General features: G+C 44.3%; 18 protein-coding genes and 2 tRNA genes. 11 read left to right on the forward strand and 9 right to left on the reverse strand.

All coding sequences use genetic code 11. From position 1 onward, the window contains the following. From MNR06_RS05630 to MNR06_RS05645, 4 genes are read left to right on the forward strand one after another with little or no spacing between them, the layout of a single operon-like run. Complete coding sequence (locus MNR06_RS05630; RefSeq protein WP_243539865.1) at nt 1-1,467, forward strand: AgmX/PglI C-terminal domain-containing protein; 1,467 nt, start codon at nt 1-3, stop codon at nt 1,465-1,467. A gap of 15 nt (nt 1,468-1,482) precedes the next feature. Further along, a complete protein-coding gene (locus tag MNR06_RS05635; RefSeq protein ID WP_243539867.1) occupies nt 1,483-2,232 on the forward strand; it encodes an outer membrane beta-barrel domain-containing protein in 750 nt (249 codons plus the stop codon). Between the two features lie 24 nt (nt 2,233-2,256). Next, nucleotides 2,257-4,359 carry a tetratricopeptide repeat protein gene (locus MNR06_RS05640; RefSeq protein ID WP_243539869.1) on the forward strand — a complete coding sequence of 701 codons (2,103 nt, stop codon included), beginning with the start codon at nt 2,257-2,259 and terminating at the stop codon, nt 4,357-4,359. Between the two features lie 15 nt (nt 4,360-4,374). Further along, entirely contained in the window at nt 4,375-5,028 is a 654-nt protein-coding gene (locus MNR06_RS05645; protein ID WP_243539871.1) for a hypothetical protein, read from the forward strand. Nucleotides 5,029-5,121: 93 nt separating this feature from the next. On the opposite strand, the gene MNR06_RS05650 is transcribed toward MNR06_RS05645, so the two are convergent. Both MNR06_RS05650 and murJ read right to left on the reverse strand, forming a co-directional pair. Continuing rightward, entirely contained in the window at nt 5,122-6,168 is a 1,047-nt protein-coding gene (locus MNR06_RS05650) for an NAD(P)-dependent alcohol dehydrogenase (protein WP_243539873.1), read from the reverse strand. 297 nt (nt 6,169-6,465) lie between these two features. After that, nucleotides 6,466-8,037 (reverse strand): murein biosynthesis integral membrane protein MurJ, encoded by a 1,572-nt coding sequence (gene murJ, locus MNR06_RS05655; RefSeq protein WP_407933200.1) that lies wholly within the window; start codon nt 8,035-8,037, stop codon nt 6,466-6,468. A gap of 58 nt (nt 8,038-8,095) precedes the next feature. Here murJ and rpsT point away from each other — a divergent pair, with 58 nt between their 5' ends. After that, nucleotides 8,096-8,362 (forward strand): 30S ribosomal protein S20, encoded by a 267-nt coding sequence (rpsT, locus tag MNR06_RS05660; protein ID WP_243539884.1) that lies wholly within the window; start codon nt 8,096-8,098, stop codon nt 8,360-8,362. Here the strand turns inward: rpsT and MNR06_RS05665 are convergent, their stop codons facing one another. From MNR06_RS05665 to MNR06_RS05675, 3 genes are read right to left on the reverse strand one after another with little or no spacing between them, the layout of a single operon-like run. After that, nucleotides 8,363-8,713: a PilZ domain-containing protein gene (locus MNR06_RS05665; protein ID WP_243539886.1), complete on the reverse strand. Its 351-nt coding sequence runs from the start codon at nt 8,711-8,713 to the stop codon at nt 8,363-8,365. It lies immediately after the preceding gene. Between the two features lie 35 nt (nt 8,714-8,748). Beyond that, nucleotides 8,749-9,768 (reverse strand): DNA polymerase III subunit delta, encoded by a 1,020-nt coding sequence (holA, locus tag MNR06_RS05670; protein ID WP_243539888.1) that lies wholly within the window; start codon nt 9,766-9,768, stop codon nt 8,749-8,751. 18 nt (nt 9,769-9,786) lie between these two features. Then, nucleotides 9,787-10,275: an LptE family protein gene (locus MNR06_RS05675; protein ID WP_407933208.1), complete on the reverse strand. Its 489-nt coding sequence runs from the start codon at nt 10,273-10,275 to the stop codon at nt 9,787-9,789. Between the two features lie 152 nt (nt 10,276-10,427). Here MNR06_RS05675 and MNR06_RS05680 point away from each other — a divergent pair, with 152 nt between their 5' ends. The 5 genes from MNR06_RS05680 to MNR06_RS05700 all read left to right on the forward strand — a co-directional run bounded on the left by MNR06_RS05680 (nt 10,428) and on the right by MNR06_RS05700 (nt 14,329). Continuing rightward, entirely contained in the window at nt 10,428-11,594 is a 1,167-nt protein-coding gene (locus MNR06_RS05680) for a pyridoxal-phosphate-dependent aminotransferase family protein (RefSeq protein ID WP_243539902.1), read from the forward strand. Further along, complete coding sequence (locus MNR06_RS05685; RefSeq protein ID WP_243539904.1) at nt 11,591-12,577, forward strand: D-2-hydroxyacid dehydrogenase; 987 nt, start codon at nt 11,591-11,593, stop codon at nt 12,575-12,577. Before MNR06_RS05680 ends, MNR06_RS05685 begins: the two co-directional genes overlap by 4 nt. An 87-nt stretch (nt 12,578-12,664) precedes the next feature. Further along, the gene (locus tag MNR06_RS05690; RefSeq protein WP_243539906.1) at nt 12,665-13,963 is read left to right on the forward strand and encodes an adenylosuccinate synthase; all 1,299 of its coding nucleotides are present in this window, start codon (nt 12,665-12,667) and stop codon (nt 13,961-13,963) included. A 152-nt stretch (nt 13,964-14,115) separates the two neighbouring features. Continuing rightward, nucleotides 14,116-14,191: transfer RNA gene (locus MNR06_RS05695), tRNA-Lys, on the forward strand. Nucleotides 14,192-14,253: 62 nt separating this feature from the next. Continuing rightward, nucleotides 14,254-14,329 (forward strand) — tRNA-Glu (locus tag MNR06_RS05700). Between the two features lie 325 nt (nt 14,330-14,654). Here MNR06_RS05700 and ygiD read toward each other — a convergent pair. Further along, nucleotides 14,655-15,467 carry a 4,5-DOPA-extradiol-dioxygenase gene (gene ygiD / locus MNR06_RS05705; protein WP_243539908.1) on the reverse strand — a complete coding sequence of 271 codons (813 nt, stop codon included), beginning with the start codon at nt 15,465-15,467 and terminating at the stop codon, nt 14,655-14,657. Nucleotides 15,468-15,541: 74 nt separating this feature from the next. Beyond that, nucleotides 15,542-16,198: an alpha/beta hydrolase gene (locus tag MNR06_RS05710; protein ID WP_243539910.1), complete on the reverse strand. Its 657-nt coding sequence runs from the start codon at nt 16,196-16,198 to the stop codon at nt 15,542-15,544. A 175-nt stretch (nt 16,199-16,373) separates the two neighbouring features. Between MNR06_RS05710 and MNR06_RS05715 the strand changes: the two genes are divergently transcribed. Continuing rightward, nucleotides 16,374-16,892, forward strand: coding sequence for a VOC family protein (locus MNR06_RS05715; RefSeq protein WP_243539912.1), 519 nt, complete (start codon nt 16,374-16,376; stop codon nt 16,890-16,892). Here MNR06_RS05715 and MNR06_RS05720 read toward each other — a convergent pair. Further along, nucleotides 16,889-17,164 (reverse strand): hypothetical protein, encoded by a 276-nt coding sequence (locus MNR06_RS05720; RefSeq protein WP_243539914.1) that lies wholly within the window; start codon nt 17,162-17,164, stop codon nt 16,889-16,891. The genes MNR06_RS05715 and MNR06_RS05720 overlap by 4 nt on opposite strands. A 9-nt stretch (nt 17,165-17,173) precedes the next feature. Beyond that, nucleotides 17,174-18,610, reverse strand: a complete 1,437-nt coding sequence (locus MNR06_RS05725; protein ID WP_243539916.1) for a protein adenylyltransferase SelO — start codon at nt 18,608-18,610, stop codon at nt 17,174-17,176. Between the last annotated feature and the right edge of the window lie 31 nt (nt 18,611-18,641).

An 18,641-nucleotide genomic window follows, 5' to 3' on the forward strand; every position in this document is an offset into this window, starting at 1 on the left:
ATGTTTACACTGATCGTACGCCAATCCCTCAAAGATGGGACGGCAAAAAGTTGGAAGCTACGTCCCGGGAATTCTACCCACACTTTCGGTTCATCTCGCTTGGCCGATGTGATTTCTATTGCGCCAAAAACGGAAGGCATTCAAGGTCTCTTTGAATTCCGCGACAACCGTTGGTGGTATATCAATATGAATATGTCATCGGCTCAAGGTGCAGCGATGCCTGCAGTTTGCTTGGATAAAGAGCAAACAATTGAGCTTACTGACTGCACATTGACTCTGACGCCGATTGAAAAAGAAGCAAATCTTTATTTGCGTCTTGAAAAGGCCGGTCAGGAACAACGTGACGCTGGAAAACAGTTCCAACTTTTCATCGTTCGTCAGGGCGGAAAAGTAGTTGAAACCAAAGTTCTTCCACTTAATAAAAAATTTAAACCTTCCATGGCAGTGACTCCGCTTGTAATCGCGAGTACTCCAACCCAGGAATGGAAAAAAGAAACCGTTGGTGATCTTGAAATCAGCCAAAGAACTGTGTCATTGGAAGATGCAGCTAGATGGGGCTATATCACAGCTGACCAATTGGTTGATGAAGAATCTAAGCGTGGCGTATTGCTGGTGCTTGGCGCTGCCCTATTCCTTTTGACTGTGGGCATCTTCGCTCCGAAAAAGGAAATGGAAGTCGTGGCTGCTCCACCAAAAGCCGCTCAGAAAATCATTGTTAAAACTGAAATCAAACAAAAACGTAAAAAGTCTGAAACTACAACTCCAACAAAAGTTGTGGTTAAAGAAAACCCGTCTGCTGCAGGTCCTAAAAACGAAATGCCTAATGGCGGTGGCGGCGGAAGCCGTGTTGCTAACATGATGAAGTCTCTTCAAGGCGGAAGAGTTTCTCAATTGATCGGTAAAGTTTCCGCGCAAGCAGCAAAAAGCAATAACGTGATTTTTGCTAACGGCACGAAAGCTGGTACAGGTGCTTCTGGAAGAGCGCTAGCTGCAGTAGGAAATATCGAAAGATCAGGCCGTAATTGGGGTACTGAAGGAAATGGCTCTGGTGTGACTATTTCTACTGCCGGCCGCGGTGGTGGTAAAAATGCTTCGGGCATGGGCGGCCTTGCTGCTGGTGGAACTGGTAGCGGTGGCGTTGGTTTGATCGAAGAAGAAGGCGAAATTACTGGCGGTCTTGACCGTGAAGTGATCGCTCAATACATCAAATCAAAATTAGGACAGATTTTATATTGCTACGAACGTCAACTGAGCGCGAACCCGGATCTATTCGGTAAAGTGGCAGTGAAATTCACTATCGGACCTACAGGTCAGGTAGAGCAACAGTTAATTGGGGACACAACACTTAAGAATGCGACCGTTGAGGGATGTATATTGAATCGGGTTGCAGCATGGAAGTTTCCTAACCCACAAGGTGGAACTCGAGTGCTAGTGACATATCCATTCTTATTCAAGAGTACAAACTAAGGCGGGGGTAATTATATGTTGAAGAAGACACTCTTAATGATCATCTTGACTGCATCTCAAGCGTTCGCACAAACGGCTAGCGACACTGCTAACAGCGCGAATGGCGACCAAAGAGGCAGCGATAAATTAGACATCAAAAAATTGGAACAAAAATACTGGGCGGCAAAAGATGACGATTTTAGCGTTGTGCAAAACCGCCGTTACACAAAAGCAGAAAGATATTACCTAAACGTATCTGGCGGCGTACCTATTAATGACCCGTTTGGTACTGGTACTATCACTTCCCTGCAAGTAGGTTACTTCTTTAATGAACGCGTGGGTGTAGATGTAAACTACACGAAAGCGGACATGAAGAACAATGACAACACAAAACAGTTCATCGACGAAAACGGTGTGGCTCCGAACTATAACTTTTTTGATTCATCGAAAACAGTTTCGGTCACTTATGTTCCGTTATACGCGAAAATGAGCTTACTAGATAAACACATCATCTATTTTGATATGGGTATCTCTTTAGGTGTTGGTACTACTGATTACATCATCAAAAAAGAAGAAGGTGACCAATCAGGAAGTGCTTTCAGTTATCAAATCGGCATCAATCAGCAAATTTTCTTCAGTGAACATTTTGCGATCCGTGCTGACTTTATTAATAAATTTACAAACGAAGATCGTTTTAAATACAGCACGATTGCTCCAAGCCGTGACTTGGGTGCCAAGGTCGTTAACGACACACAACTTTTATTAGGTTTGACTTACTGGCACTAAAAAAATCTCCAAGGTGGGGTACATATGTTTAAGCATTATAAGATTATAATTGCGTTGCCTTTTGTGTGTGGTGTTGCTTTGGCTAACTCCGCACTGACTGTGAAAAAATCCGGTCGTCCAGCGGCTTCGGGTTTAAAAGTGAAATCAAGCATGGTTCCAACCTATGACGTCTACACTAAAAAGACGGTCAAAGGTAAAACTGAAATCACTAAAATCAAATCAATTCCATTATTGGATTTAGGTGAAGAGCGCCAGGTGCAAGCGGGATCAGTTTCCCCTTTACGCCTACCCGCTTCTCAAGCTTTGAACTTGCAACCTTTACGCAGCAAAACGGCATCACCGGTTTTACAATTCAACATCGCTCCTTATAAAGCCGTGGTTGAAGCGCCTAAAAATATCACGTCTGCAGATGCTTTTAAGAAAATTCCAGACGTAAAAATGCTGCCTCATATCGCTGACGCTAAAACTCAAGATCCACTTGTGAACTTGGCGAAAATCGATGAAATGAAGCCTAACGATTATAAGTTACTTCAAGCCATGATTTTCCTTGAGTACCACAAGAACTATGAGATGGCGATGGGCCTATTTGCTGAACTTATGGAAGATCCTGAGCACCGTCTTCAGTCTTTGTTTAATTACGCAATGACTGCAAAAGGCTTAGGTTTATATTCTGAGTTCCGCCAATACATGATCCAAGTTTCTCAAGAAACGAAAAACAAAGAATGGCAACAAAGAGCGACGGCTGCTTTAGCTGAAAACATTTCTTTATTGGAAGTTTCTGACATCGCGATGATTGATCCTCTTGTGATTAAGTTTGAAATTGATGTGACTCAAAACGATGACTATCAATTGACTCGCGCTAAATATTACTCTGAAAAAGGCCAATTGGGTCTGATGGAAGACGCCTTGATTTTCATCACTGAAAAATCAAAACGTTATCCAGATGCTCTTTTATTGATGGCCTTAAATAATTACCGCCAAGGTAAAGTGGACGAAGCTATTGGTCACTTAAACCGCTTAATGGATGCTACTGATGGCGATAAGTCTTCTCAGTTGCGTTCCGTAGGTGCGTTGACGTTGGCTCGTATCCAGTTCCAAAAAAGTGATTATAAAGACGCTTTCCAATCTTATTTGAAAGTGGAAAAGTCGAATCCTCTATGGTTGCAAGCTGCGATCGAAAGCGCTTGGACTCAAGTTTTAAGTGAAGACTATGAAGGTGCTGCAGGAAACATGTTCTCGCTACATACAGACTTCTTTAAAAATGCTTTTGCTCCGGAATCTTACGTTGTTCGTACAGTTGGTTACTTAAACCTTTGCCAATACGGTGACGGCGTTCAAGTTTTGACTGAGATGAACAAAAAGTATGGTCCGACGAAAAAGAAACTTGATGAGTACTTGAAGTCGCACAAAGATCACTTGAGCTACTATGAAACAGTTAAAAACTGGGTCAAAAACTCGGATCTTAAAGAAGTGGATGGTTTACCTCGCGCGTTCATCGTTGAGTTAGCCCGCCACCCGGCTTTCATGAACAATCAAAGACAGATCAACACTTACGAAGATGAGATTCAACGCTTTAACAAGATCTCTTTAACTCTTGTTACTTTAGAGCGCCAATTCATCGCAAGACAAAGTGAAGCGAATGCAGAGCTTGCAAAAGCAAAAGGTTCTAACAAAACCGGATCTTCTGCGATCACTTCTGCTGAAAGAAAACTTTTAAGCGCAAGAATCCAGTATCACATTGCTAAAAAAGCCCGCGTATCTATTAAGAACTTACGCGAAAAAGGCATCGCTCGTATCGAAAAAGAAAAAGGCGAATTGCGTGTAGCAGCGGCGAAGGCTTTGAAAGCTCGTTTTGCTGATATGTTTGCTTCTTTAAGCAAAGTTTTGGATCAAAACGATGTTCTTCAGTATGAGTTGTACTCTGGCGCTGGTGAACACATCCGCTATCAAATGGCTGGTGGTGATCCAACAGATAAAGAACGTCCAGAATTGAAGGTTCAAAAAGAAAAGAGCCTGAACTGGAAGTTTAAAGGTGAAATTTGGGAGGACGAAGTGGGTCACTACCGTTCTTCACTTAAAAATGTATGCCCTCAACAAGACAATGTTGCAGGTTTGGTTGAACAATAAGGAAGGGATTTCAAGATGAAACTCAATAAAGCAATGATGACTTTAACTTTGGGTGTTTTAATGAGCCTGCACACGACAGCTTTCGCACAAACGACGGCGAAAGAGGGCTTAGAGCGTATTAAAACAAATTTGAACAATTCAAAATCAAATTTGAATGAGTACGAGAAAAACTTAAAAGTGGTTGAAGGCAACATCACTGAAGTTGGTAAAGTGAAATCCCAAGTTGAAGGACAACAAAAACAAGTCCAGCAGCAAATGGAAGATAATAATAAAGCCATGGGCAAAATCGGCACTCAGGAAAAAGACCTGCAACGTCTGATCGCTGATGAACAATCAAAAATGGCGTTAGAAAACGCTAAGATTGCTGAATTCGAAGCGGCTATCGCTAAGATTAAAGAAAACCAAAAGAAACGCGAAATGAACATCAGTGACTACCAATTGCAAATGTCACAGTTGCAAGAAGAAAAGAAAATCTGGAGTTCAAGAGCGAACAGCCTAAAAGAGCAAAACACTGAAGTAAGCAAAAAATTACGTTCAGTAGCAAGCGAAGAAAACGAATGGAAAGCCAAACAAAAAGGCTACCAAGGCGAAGTAAAACGCTGGTCAAAAGAAGTTGAAAGACAAACGACTATCAGCGAAAGCTACAACTCTTTAGCTGAAAACAAATAATCGAAGGTGCCTGGTTGTTCTTTACGCCCATAGTGCGTTATTGGAATCTACCAAATAAAAAAGGCTGCTCTAAAAAAGCAGCCTTTTTGTTTCTTATACGGTCGCAATGTCGATCACAAAGCGATAACGAACGTCGCTCTTTAGAACGCGCTCGTAGGCTTCGTTCACTTGATCGGCTTTCACCATCTCAATTTCTGGTGTGATGTTGTGTTTGGCGCAGAAATCCAACATCTCCTGCGTTTCCTTTATTGAACCAATCAGCGAACCCGCATAATTTCGTCGTTGCATGATCAGCGAAATTGGATGGATAGAGAGTGGCTTATCAGGCGCTCCGACCGAGACCAGCGTGGCATCCAGTTTCAAAAGTGCAAAGTACGTGGCTAAGTTTAAGTCCGCTGACGAAACTGTATTGATGATTAGATCAAAACTCCCCGCTCTGTTTTGAAATGCACCCTTGTCGCTCGAAGAAATAAAGTGATGAGCGCCCATTCTTAATGCATCTTCTTTCTTCTTATCTGAATGGCTTAAGACTGTGACCTCAGCACCCATAGCGCGCGCGATTTTAACGGCCATGTGACCAAGCCCGCCTAAACCGACTACACCAACTTTTTTACCTGGGCCCGCCTTCCAATGCATGAGCGGTGAATAAACCGTGATCCCTGCACACAACAACGGTGCGGCTTTATCCAGTGGTAACGATTTTGGAATTCTTAAGACATAATTTTCATCAACGACGATGACATCAGAATAACCGCCTTGTGTCGGCGTTTTGCCATCCTTCTCAAAACCGTTGTAGGTCGAATTCATTCCGTTCAAACAATAGTTATCAAGATCCTGCTTACAGTTCGTACATTCACGACAGGAATCAACAAAACAACCCACGCCAACGTGATCACCCACTTCAAAGTTTGTAACCTTAGGACCAATGGCACGAACGACGCCCGCAATCTCGTGCCCGGGAACGATCGGATATCTCGCCGCTCCCCACTCATCGCGCACCGTATGAATATCAGAATGGCATATCCCGCAGAATTTAATATCGATCACTACATCGTGATCTTTAGGATCTCTTCGTTCAAAATCAAACGGGCCTAGTGGCGCTTTCGCAGCCTGTGCAGCAATGCCTTTTGCTTTAATCATAGCAATGAACCTTTCTCGAATTTTCTTAAATGAAAGAGGTAGCGTACACCCAACTTTGGCACTTCAAAATTTTTTAATAAAAATACAAACAGTGTCAGAATGTTTGGCCCATTAATCTCTGTTAATAATCACCACCGGTGCGGTTGTGAAATAGGCTGAATCTGCAATCTTTGTCCGGCAACGCCCGGTGGTGACTTGGCGCAACCGTAAAAAGAAAAAAATGCCAGGATGGCATTTTTTCGCGTAGCCCTCCGCTAGGAGGGTTGAGGGCAGGAGCCCTCAACAAGCAGGCACCTTTTAGTTTTTGCTGCGGTGTAGACCCAAAAAAGAAGCAGGCACCTTTAGGGCGTGGGCGATGGTTAGGTAGGTTGTTGCTGCTAGTAGGATTGTTAGGGTTAGGGCTATTAGCTTCATGCTTCCGTTCGTCCATGCTAGGAAGGCTTGATGGAATTGGATTGCTAGGATGAGGCCTGCACCGGCGATGAGAAATTTTGTGATTGCGATGAAGAGCTCTTTTCCTGCAAATGACAAATTCCATTTTGGGAGAGCTGCGAATAGTAGAAGGAAATTGAGCAAGGCTGCTAGCGTGCTTGAGATGATGAGGCCTTGCAGTCCCCGCTCTTCCATCCAATATCGGGCCATGCCGATGTGCAGGGCTAAACTTAATACTGAAACTGCGGCTGGGTACCAGGTGTTCTTCACGGAATAATACAAAGGCATTAACACTCGACTGCCAGCAATTAACACCAAGCTTACTGCGTAGACTTTTAATACAGCGGCCGTTGAGACAACATCATTCGCTGTGAATCGGCCACGCAAGAATAGAACTTCGATGATGGGTTCTGCTAAGAAATAAAGTCCCAAAGCTGCTGGTAAAGACAAAAATAAATTCATCAAGAAACCATCTTGAGCGGTGGCTAAGAATTTCTCGCGGTCTTTTGAAGAAGCAAGATCACTTAAGGTAGGTAACAACGCTGCACCTAAACTTACCGACACCAGCGACAACGGCAGTTCCAACAAACGATCCGCCCAATAAATATAAGAAATAGAACCTTCAGGCAGACTGCTTGCGAAATATAAATTTATCAAAGTCGTAAATTGGGTAAGCCCCATGCCCACTAAACCAGGCACAAGATTGCGAAACACCGCTTTTAAATCGGCGCTCCAGCCGGTGAATTTAAATCGCGGCAAGTGTCCTGTGCTTCTTAGTGCCCACCACACCACGGACGCTTGTAAAATTCCGCCGACTAAAACTCCCCAAGCAAGTCCATCCCCTGCCCGCGGAAACCAATGTGCCGGCATGAAAGTAAATGCCAACATTGAGACATTTAACAAAGCAGACGCCACCGCCGGCAGACCAAAACTCCCAAGGGCATTTAATAGGCCCATGAAGTAAGCGTAGGTTAAGATAAAAAAGATGAAACCGAACATGATGCGGCCCATGCGCACTGTGAGTTCCCATTTTTCGGGGCTAGCGCCATAGGTGTCAGACAAAAGAACTTGAAAGAGCGGATCGGCAAAGGCGATTCCTAAAAGTGTCAGAGCCCCTAAGAACACCAACAGTAAGGTATAAAGCCCGTTTGCGAGGTTCTGGGCACGGGGGCCGTGGGGATCTGCGGCTTTAGCTTCCATGAAAACCGGAATAAAACTCACGGAAAGGGAGCCTTCGCCCAATAAACGGCGAAAGAAATTAGGAATACGGAAGGCCGCCGACCAGGCATCGGTGATCATTCGGTCAAACAAAGCCCCCAGCGCCATATCCCGTAAAAGCCCCAAGATGCGGCTAGTTAAGGTACCTGACGCCATGGAAAAGGCTCTTTTGAAGACCTTTTTGCGATCTTCTTTTAATACCCTTGCTTCCTGAGACACCGTATGTTAATCCCTTTGGTTCGTTTTAGTAAAAAAAGATTACTGTGGAGGTTATCCCTTGGCAAATCATAAGTCTGCAGCAAAAAGAGCTCGTCAATCAGTTCGCAAAACAGCTGTTAACAACGCACGCAAAAGCACTGTAAAAACAGTTGAAAAAAGCTTGGTTAAAGCTATCCAAGCAAAAGACGTTAAAGCTCTTCCTGAGTTGTTGAAAAAGTTCACAGCTCAAGTAATGAAAGCTGCAAAATCTGGCGTTATTAAGAAAGAAACTGCTTCTCGCAAAATCAGCCGTCTTTCTGTTCGCGCTAACACTGCTGGCAAGTAATTAAGCTGAATCTGCTCTGGCAGAAACATAAGAGCGAATTTGACGTTTGATTGAGAAATCGATCTCGTTAAAGCTCAAACCATGGGTGACGGTACCGTCACCCTGTTTTTTTTGCGTTGATACAATCGTACCGCGCAAGAAAACGAAGTTTCCGTTAGGAACTTGGAAACTCAAGACAACTTGATGGCCTTCCGTCAGAATGTATTCTGAGCGAATAGACATCCCCCCCTCACCGATTTCCCGTGAATCACACACAAAATAACTGCCGTCGCAAAGGACTCCTATTTTGCGCGAAAAATCACGTCGTGGATATTGGCGGCGGAAACTGCCACTTTTGTCTTCGTATCTCATAGGGAACTGATCGGTTTTTCTGAAGGAAAACTAAATCAGATAGCGTGGGCAGAGGTTGTCCCACAAGTCTTAAGAACCATGTTTTCAAGCCAGATGTGGCTAGACAATGGTGATGATTTTAAAGCTTTATCCGTCTCTGACAGGACCACCAGAGTTTGCTCTAGCTTTTTCGCAGTCCAAAGTCGGGCTTGATCAAGATAGCTTTCAAGGAAGTACGGAGGTACCTGGGCATAGTGAGCAAGTTTAGCTCCATGCAGGCCTTCTTCCATGCCGCGCTTTAAGGTCAGCAGAATACGCACGTGGCGAGCCACTAGCGAGATAATGCCGATCTCGTTCTGCCCCTGATCCAACAAATGAACCAAGTGCTCTAACGCCTTCACGCGGTCGTTTTCACCGATGGCTTTTGTAAAATCAAAAACGTTTTCTTCTTTAGAGCGTGACACCGCTTGCGCCACATCTTGAACTTCAATACGGCGATGGCCACCCACGAAGTCGCCAAGTTTTTTAAGCTCAGCTTCGATTTCTGTTAAATGATGGCCCACAAGTTTATGCAACAAGTGAATAGCATCGTTACTGATCGTCAGACCCAAACTTTGCGCGATGTAGTTGATCCAAGAAGGAATCTGATTTTCGTAAGGCTTTTTAAATTCAACGCAGTCGGCTTTATCAAGCAGCTGTCTGATTTGTTTTTTACGTTTATCAATGCGTGAAGCAAGGATCACGAACACAGTGCTATCCACCGGGCTATCAATCAACGAATCAAATTCGGCCCACTCTTTGTCAGTCAGTTCTTGCGCTTCTTTTAAAATCACCAGACGGCGCGGAGCCATCATCGGTAAAGTTTCAACCGCATCACGAACCACGACAACATCTGCGTCGCTTGCATAAAAAAGACTGTAATTAAAATCCACAGCTCCTTCAGTCAGAACTGCGTATTTAAATCTTTCAACACTTTGATTTAATAAATAAGGTTCTTCACCGAAAAGAAAATACAACGGCGCTAGCTGACCTTTTTCAAGATCTTTATAAAATTTTTGAGCATCAATCAGTGCCATCTTTAGCTAGCTTTTCATTTAGAAATTTTCAGTGATACGGTCATGGGCTTCCGCCATAATGTCGTTCGCCATGACGTCAATGTTTTGCCTTCGCGCAGAAAGATTGTAAAGAGGATTCACCGAGTTGACGCCCGCTAGCGTTACTTGAGGTGCTGCATAAGTACGCTCTCCGCTGAAACTTCCACTCCACAGTTCGGTTCCGTCAGCTTGACGTACTACTTTAACTGTTACCTGCAACAGAATGCGATACTCTGACGCGATAACGGTTCCTAGAGGAAGATACGGTGTTGAAGAATCACCAGCAACGCGTTTTGCTCCTGGTAAATACTGAACTGAATCAATCGATCCAATCACAGCCACTTCAGATAATGAATTGTCCACAACACGAGCAATGCGCGAACGTTGAAACTCTTGTGCCAAAGAGTTTGTGAACGCCACTTCAATCCCCGTCTCCTGGGTTTTATTTTTAAAAATAGGCACGGAGATTTGCTTGTACCCGCCGGGCATACTTCGCGTCGCCGCACCCAAACGATAGGCACAGCCAGTAAGCGAAAGAGATGAAAATGCAGCTGCTATAAGCAGACCTTTAAAGATTGCGTCCACAGGACCAGTTGAGTATAAATTTAGAAGGAAGTCATCTCAAAAAAATGGGAAAAACAATGACAACATTTGATGCCAAATACAGCTTGTTAGCTCCGGGTCCCGTGAACCTTCACCCAGAGGTGCGCAAAGCTTTGGCATTGCCGATGATTCACCACAGAACGCCTGAGTTTGATAAAATCTTAAAGAAAGTTTTAGCGGGAATTAAGACCATTTTTCAGACAACGCAAGACGTGTTTCTTTTGACCTCCACAGGATCTGGGGGCATGGAAGCGCTGCTTGTTAATGTTCTGTCACCGGGCGACAAAGTGATCGCCATCAATTCAGGAAAATTTGGTGAACGTTGGGCCGAGATGGCAAAAGCCTATGGCGCAGAAGTGATCATGATCGATGTGCCGTGGGGAAAAGCCGTTGATCTGCGCATTGTTGAAGGAACATTAAAAAATCATCCCGATGCGCGCGCCGTTCTTTGCCAAGCTTGTGAAACAAGCACCGCTGTAGCGCACCCCATTGAGGCTTTAGGAAAAATTATTAGCGCTTACCCAGAAACTTTATTCTTGGTTGATGCAATCACAGCGCTGGGAGCTTATCCATTACCAATGGATGCGTGGAATATTGATGGCTTGGTCGCAGGTTCGCAAAAAGCTTTCATGCTTCCTACAGGCATGACTTTTGTTTCGTTATCTTCAAAAGCGTGGAAGTTTGCAGAAAAAGCCACAACACCAAGATTTTATTTTGATTTGCGCAAGGAAAGAAAAGCCAACCAAGCCGGTGAAACTTTTTATTCTTCCAATGTCGCGATCATTCGCGCTTTAGACGTTGTTTTAGACATGATTCAAAAACAAGGCTTGGAAGAATTATTTAAATCCATTCATCGTAAAGCAGAATTCACAAGAGTTTTTGGGCAAAAACTAGGCATGATGCTTTATGCGGACTCCCCTAGTGATTCTGTGACAGCTTTAGTGGTCCCGCAAAAAATGGATGGGCAAAAAATTCGGTTGCACCTAGAGGAAACTCACAACATCACCATCATGGGTGGACAGGATCAAGCCAAAGGTAAAATCATTCGCATTGGTCACATGGGCTACATTCCTGATGAAGACATGGTGCGCTTGATTGAATGCCTTGGTCACACGTTAAGACATTTTGATCCAGGCTTCTTAAGCCTGGATCATATTTCGATTTTAACTGACGAAGCAAAACTGTGGTTGGAGCAAAATCCATGAAAAAGAAAATTTTAATCACTGACAGATTTGCGCAAGACAGTTTTTTATATCTGCACCAGCATTCTCAATTTGAAGTCGTGCGCAGCGATCACCCTCAGCATTTGCCGCTAGAGCATTTAGTCAGTGCCCACGCTTTATTGATTCGTAGTCGCACAAAAATTGACGAGGAACTATTAAAAAAAGCTCGCCAGTTGCAGCTTATCATCACGTGCACAAGTGGATTTGATCACATCGACTTAGAAGCGACCCAGAAATGGGGCGTGACTGTGATGCACACTCCATCGGCTAACATTGAATCAGCTGCACAGTTAACGTGGGCGCTAGTTTTAAACTGCGTAAATAACATTCACCAAGGTCACAAGATGGTGAAGGCCGGTGACTGGCAGCGGGATCTCATTACGGGGATTGAACTAAGCGGTCGCACTTACGGCATCGTGGGTTTAGGAAGAATTGGTTCACGAGTTGCACAAATTGCTCAAGCCTTCGGCATGAATGTCGTCGCCTATGACCCTTACCAGGATGACGAGGTATTTGAACGCCTTAAAATTCCGCGCTTAAGTTATGAGGAAGTCTTAAAAACGGCCGACGTCTTAAGTTTCCACGTGCCGAAAACATTGGAAACAGAACATATGTTAAACCGATCGCAGTTTGAATATCTTCATCGCGGCATCGTTTTAATCAACACCTCCCGCGGTTCAATCATCAACGAAAATGATTTATGCGAAGCTCTAGAAAAAGGTTGGCTGCGCTCCGTCGGACTTGATGTGTATGAAAAAGAACCTCTTAGCAGAAATTCGAATCTGCTTTCATATAACAACGTGGTTTTAACCCCGCACATTGGAGCAAATACGGAAGATGCGTTCTTTAAAGCATCTCAGGTTGCAGCTAATAAGTTAATGGCTTTCTTCATTGATGGCTCCACTTCTGACACACTTCCCCCAAGAGCTCCGTGGTATGGAGCGGCTCCTTTTAAAGGAGAATAAAAACAAAACAAAACTTGCCTGATTTCAACCTTTGAGGGACAAATTGTACGTACCAGGTTGTGACACCGGTACATGAAGGGAAATTTCATGGCAGGTATTGTTGTTGTCGGGGCCCAATGGGGCGATGAAGGCAAAGGTAAACTCATCGACGTTTTTGCAGAGAAAGCCGATATGGTTGTCCGCTACCAAGGTGGCGCCAACGCAGGACACACTCTGGTAGTTAACGGTCAAAAAACGGTTCTTCACTTAGTTCCCAGCGGAATTCTTAGACCAGACACAACGTGCGTGATCGCTTCAGGTGTTGTGGTAGATATTTTCTCTATCCGCGATGAAATCAAAAAACTAAAAGCTGCAGGCTTTTTGCAAAATCCAAAACAACTAATGATCTCTGATACAGCGACGATCATTCTTCCCTACCACAAAGCTTTGGATGCTGCCCGTGAAGCTGCGTTGAGCGACAGCAAAATCGGCACAACAGGAAAAGGTATTGGACCTGCCTACGAAGATCGCGCTTCAAGAAGAGCGGTTTTATTCGGCGACATCTTTGATCGCGAAAACCTAAAAGCAAAAATCGAGTTAGCATTGCGTGAAAAGAACTTCATGCTTGAAAACTACTACAAGACGACAGCTTTCAAATTAGAAGACTTGTTAAACGAAGTGCAAAGTGTCGCTGATGAGTTGGCTCCGTACCGTGCAAAAGACACAAGCCTTTTCATCAATCGCAATTTGAAATCAGGAAAAAGAGTTCTATTCGAAGGCGCGCAAGGAACGATGTTAGATATTATGCACGGAACATATCCGTTCGTAACAAGCTCTTCGACATTGGCTTCAAACGCGTGCGCAAGTGCGGGTATTGGCCCGATGAACGTGAACAAAGTGATCGGCGTATTTAAAGCCTACACGACTCGCGTAGGAAGCGGTCCATTCCCGACTGAATTAACGGATGAAGTTGGTCAAAAAATTCAAGCTGACGGTCACGAATTCGGTTCTACGACTGGTAGATCAAGAAGATGTGGTTGGTTAGATCTAGTGGCGCTTAAATACGCAATTCGCGTGAATGGCATTACCAATCTAGCGATGATGAAGTTAGACGTGTTAACGGGACACGAGCGCATTGGCGTGTGCACAGCGTACAAATTAAACGGCGAAATCATCACAGAGCTTCCGACTTCTCCATACGAATTAGAAAAAGTAGAACCAGTGATCGAGTGGATCCCTGGATGGACGCAAGATTTAACGAAAGTAAAAACACTTTCGGATTTGCCACGTCCATGCACGAACTACATCGACTATTTAGGTTCACAATTAGGAACACCGATCGACGTAATTTCCGTTGGACCGGGCCGTGAGCAGACGCTGTGGGTAAAGCCTTTGTTCAATAATTAAGCAAGGTTAGAGATTTTTATGGGGGCGTTGCTTAGAGCCTGAGCAACGCCCTTTTTTTTATAAAAAAACGCAGATTTTTTTAAAAAACAGTAAGAAATCGTATTGACTTTGGTCCCGTGTTACTACAAATTAGCACTTCCTAAACGGACAGTGGTTCGCTAGCTCAGCTGGTAGAGCACTTCACTTTTAATGAAGGGGTCGATGGTTCGAATCCATCGCGAGCCACCATTTTTTCCAACTTCGCTTTTGCAAGAAGGATGAAGAAAGAAAAAGTCTGTTTAACTCTAAACGTTCCCATCGTCTAGGGGCCTAGGACACCTCCCTTTCACGGAGGATACAGGGGTTCAAATCCCCTTGGGAACGCCAATTTATATTAAAAATAAAAAACCCAATCCAACGGATTGGGTTTTTTATTTTTACGATAGTTCACGTACCCCAAGGGGAAGTGGACTTAAAAGCGTTGGGCGAACAAGCCCGTCAAAATCTCCAAAAAATTTTCGTCGCCCAACAACAGGGGTTCACTCGACGACGCAGGATGCGTCCTCGAGGGCGCCGTAGGCAGTCGCTACGCGACCGAGGGCCACGACGGCCCGAGCCCCATCCCCTTGGGAACGCCAGCGAAGTTTCAAGCAAAGCTTGAAACCAGCACAAAGCGAGTCGTGAGCAAAGCGAACGAAGAGCCTGTAAGAACCTACCCCCGCCCCAAACTAAAACTCCGCATAGAAATCGACCCATTCTGCAACTCTTCATACTCAAACTTCAATTCATCCGCAGAATCCGCAGCACCCAAAACATAATGAAGCGGATAATAATGCTCCATCGTCGGAATACTCATCTTCCCTGCCTCCGTCCGATGGAAATCATTGAGCACCGCAGAGAAATCTCGATCAAGCAATCTCGCCTTCAACCACTCATCATATTCAACCGCCCAATCATAGGGCTGCGCATTCGGCTCCCAACGAATCGTTCGCAAATTGTGAACAAGATTGCCGCTACCTAAAATTAAAATCCCCTTATCACGAAGCTGCGAGAGCTGCTTCCCAAGTTCTATATGATACTCGACGGGCTTTTCCATATGCAGACTTAGCTGCAGCACTGGGATGTCTGCTGCTGGATACAAATGGCGAAGCACTGACCAAGTACCATGATCCAATCCCCACATCTCTGTGTCTGCGTGAATTCGTGGATGCTGAACACTTTCGCGAATGAACTTAGCTATTTCAGGACTGCCCGGAGCGGGATACTGAACATCGAATAATTCTTGAGGAAATCCGTAAAAATCATGAATCGTTTTTGGCTTTGGCATTTCTGTGATCCATGAGCCTTCCGTCATCCAATGAGCCGAAATAACTAAAATAGCTTTTGGTTTCGGAAGTTTTTCGCCAAGGCTATTCAATGTTTTTGTATAGGGATTTGAATCTATCGCATTCATTGGTGAGCCATGACCGATGAACAAAACCGGCATTCTTTCGGAATTGGGACCATTCATTAGTTTGTCCAACATAGAAGACCTCAATAGTTTATAAATTGAAAACCCCATCGCCGCACAACCTAATGTCAGAATAGCTGATCGACGATTCATAACGACTTAAGCCACTTTCTTGCATCGGTAATAAGCTCAGGGGAAACGGAATGGTCGGCTGGGTATTCCTTATAAATCAAATCCAAATCGGCCGAACGAAGAATTCGCTCGGTATTTCTGGCAAGAGCTACTGGAAGTTTAGAATCATATTCCCCGTGGCCGATAAAAATTTTCCGATCTCTGTAACTTGCTAAAGGCGATTTTTCAGAAGCCTGTGCAAATTCAGGCAGAGTTCGCCCAGAAGATGCAATGTACTTTTCAAGCGGAAGTTCTGATTGCAAAGCCAAACCGATAGTCATGATCGCGCCTTGGCTAAAACCAAAAATAGAAATCTTCTCTAACGGGATTTTCGTTTTATCAGAAAGATCCAACAAAGCTTCTTCAATAAGTTGCAAACTCTTTTTCGCTTCATCCCAGTTATGAATCGGCCCGTGAGCTGTGAATTGAACATGAAACCACGCAAAAGCATTGGCGCCCAAAACCAAAGGGCCTCTTAAAGAAACGATCAGGCGGTCTTCGGCAAGAATCGGCCCAAGTTCCAGCATATTTCGCTCATTACTGCCGACACCATGAAGAAGAACCAGAGCTCCGTTTGGATTTCCAGGCGGAGCTAAAGTTATCGCTGAAAGATCGCCAAAGTTTTGCGTGTGCATTTTCAGACCTCCTCAAAGATCTCCCGCGAATCCTTAGTATTTATTTCTAATGCGCTGCTATCACTATGTTATTACCAAGCTAAGGCTGTTTTCCGTCAATGATATCACCTGACATAAATATCGATCCTTTTTTGTCGGTTGAATAGATGCCTAAAAGTGAATACAGTGTTTCCCGATGGAAACGATCACGACAAAGTTCGAATTTGAAGACTTCAGAAGCCGCGGCGAACAATTCTTCCAGTCCCTCATTGATGCTCTGGCAGCCTTAGGTCTACCAACCCACTTAGCCTCCGACCATCTCTGCTTCCGAGTCGCAACGACCGAAGAATACCAAGAATACAAAACTCACTTATTAAATCATGGTACGCTACTCACTGAAGCCAACGTTAACGGCCGCCCTATTGCCACATTTAAGTTGCACACACCTTTTAAAACAAAGACCCACGAAATTCCTTTGGTAGAACTCCCAGCACCAAAACCAGGAGCGAACTACGCATCGGGCTTTGAACACGCAGAATTCATCATCGAAGAAAGCTTTGAGACATTCGCAGCAAGATTTCCAGAAGTAAAATTTGAAGAACCAACAAAGAAAACAATCAACGCAGAAATGTGCTTAAAACTTGAAGGCAAACAAGCAAAGTTCCATCATCAATCGTTAGAGAGAATTATCGAAATGGAAAAAGGCGAATCTTAATTGCCCTTCCCCTCTTCGCGCTTAAACTTCCTGGTAAAATAGAAGCCAGTAATATTCGCGATCAACAAAACCAAATTCAAAACCGTAAAAACCCAGTTACCAAGATTATAAGAATAAACAGCAAGTCCAAGGCTAGCTACAATCTGCCCAGCGAAAAGATAAATAGAAACGCCCTCAGCCGTCCGATCACGAATCTGCTTTCGCACTTGATTCACAATCGTAGCGATCAAAATCAGCGAGGCCGCCCAACCTAGAAGATCGTTAGAAGACATGCGCACACCTTATGTCCCACAGAAAGTTTGATAGCCTTCATCATTAGCGGGTCTTTTGAATTCATCGCCATCCCCTGGTTCTACAAACGGGTTTCTAACAATATCAAGTAACCGCTGTGCCACTGAATAGTCATCCTTTTCGACTGCGGCAGCTAAGGCTTTCTCAACCATGTGATTGCGTGGAATGACGGCGGGGTTACGGCTTTTCATTAATTCCAAATCAGGATTCAAAGCCTGCCACGCCTTGTACCACTCTACGAATTCACCGTCTTTAAATAAAGGCTCATCCAACATCTTTCCTTCAGAAAGAGCACGGAAGGTATTCGTGTAGTCGGCTTGATTTCTTTCCATCATTTCAAGCAAAGAGTTAAAAAGAGACATGTCATCTTCACCCTCTTTCACGAGACCTAATTTTCCACGCATGCCAGAAACCCAATAACGCGAAAGATGTTCTGCGTACGTATCCAAAGCTGCTTCCGCTTTAGCAATAGCCTCTTCTTGATTAGTACTGAATAGAGGCAACAAAGTTTCCGCAAAACGAGTTAAATTCCATTGCCCAATAGAGGGCTGCTGGCCATAGGAATATCTTCCTTGGGTATCAATGGAACTAAAAACAGTAGATAAAGAAAAACGATCCATAAAAGCACACGGACCATAGTCAATCGTCTCGCCTGAAATTGTCATGTTGTCTGTATTCATCACACCGTGAACAAAACCCACTTGCATCCATTTGACGATCAGGGAAGCTTGACGTTCGATCACGGCTTTTAAAAGACCTACATAGGGTTCAGGCTGGGACGCTAACTCTGGGTAATGACGTTGAATAGTGTAGTCAGCAAGTTCGCGAAGGTATTTTCCTTTTTCAACTCCTGCCGCATATTCAAAGGTTCCAACCCGAAGATGACTGCTAGCAACTCGAGTGAGCACCGCTCCCGGCAAAGAAGTTTCACGAATAACCTGTTCGCCCGTTGTTACAACCGCAAGACTTCTTGTGGTCGGAATATTTAACGCAAACATCGCTTCGCTAATAATGTATTCGCGAAGCATAGGACCTAGAGCGGCTAGGCCATCTCCCCTTCTTGAAAATCGCGTGCGGCCGGCCCCTTTTAACTGAATGTCGAAACGCTGACCTTTTGCAGTCACGTGTTCACCTAGAAGATTCGCTCTGCCGTCACCCAGCATATTAATATGTCCAAACTGATGACCGGCATAGGCTTGCGCCAAAGGCTCTGACCCATCGAATAGACTGTTACCAGCAAAATAATTCTGACCTTCTTTAGAAAGCGCAGAAACATTCAACCCTAGCGTGCGAGCCAGATCTTCATTGAACATGACCATGTGAGGGGAACGCGCCGGAGTCGGATTTATTCTTTCAAAAAAAACATCAGACAATCGCGCATAGGTGTTATCAAAGTTCCAGCCAAATTGGTTTTTATCGTCACTCATAACGATGGACAGTAAGACAAAAGCGAAACAC

This window comes from Bdellovibrio reynosensis (genome assembly GCF_022814725.1).
Taxonomy (GTDB): domain Bacteria; phylum Bdellovibrionota; class Bdellovibrionia; order Bdellovibrionales; family Bdellovibrionaceae; genus Bdellovibrio; species Bdellovibrio reynosensis.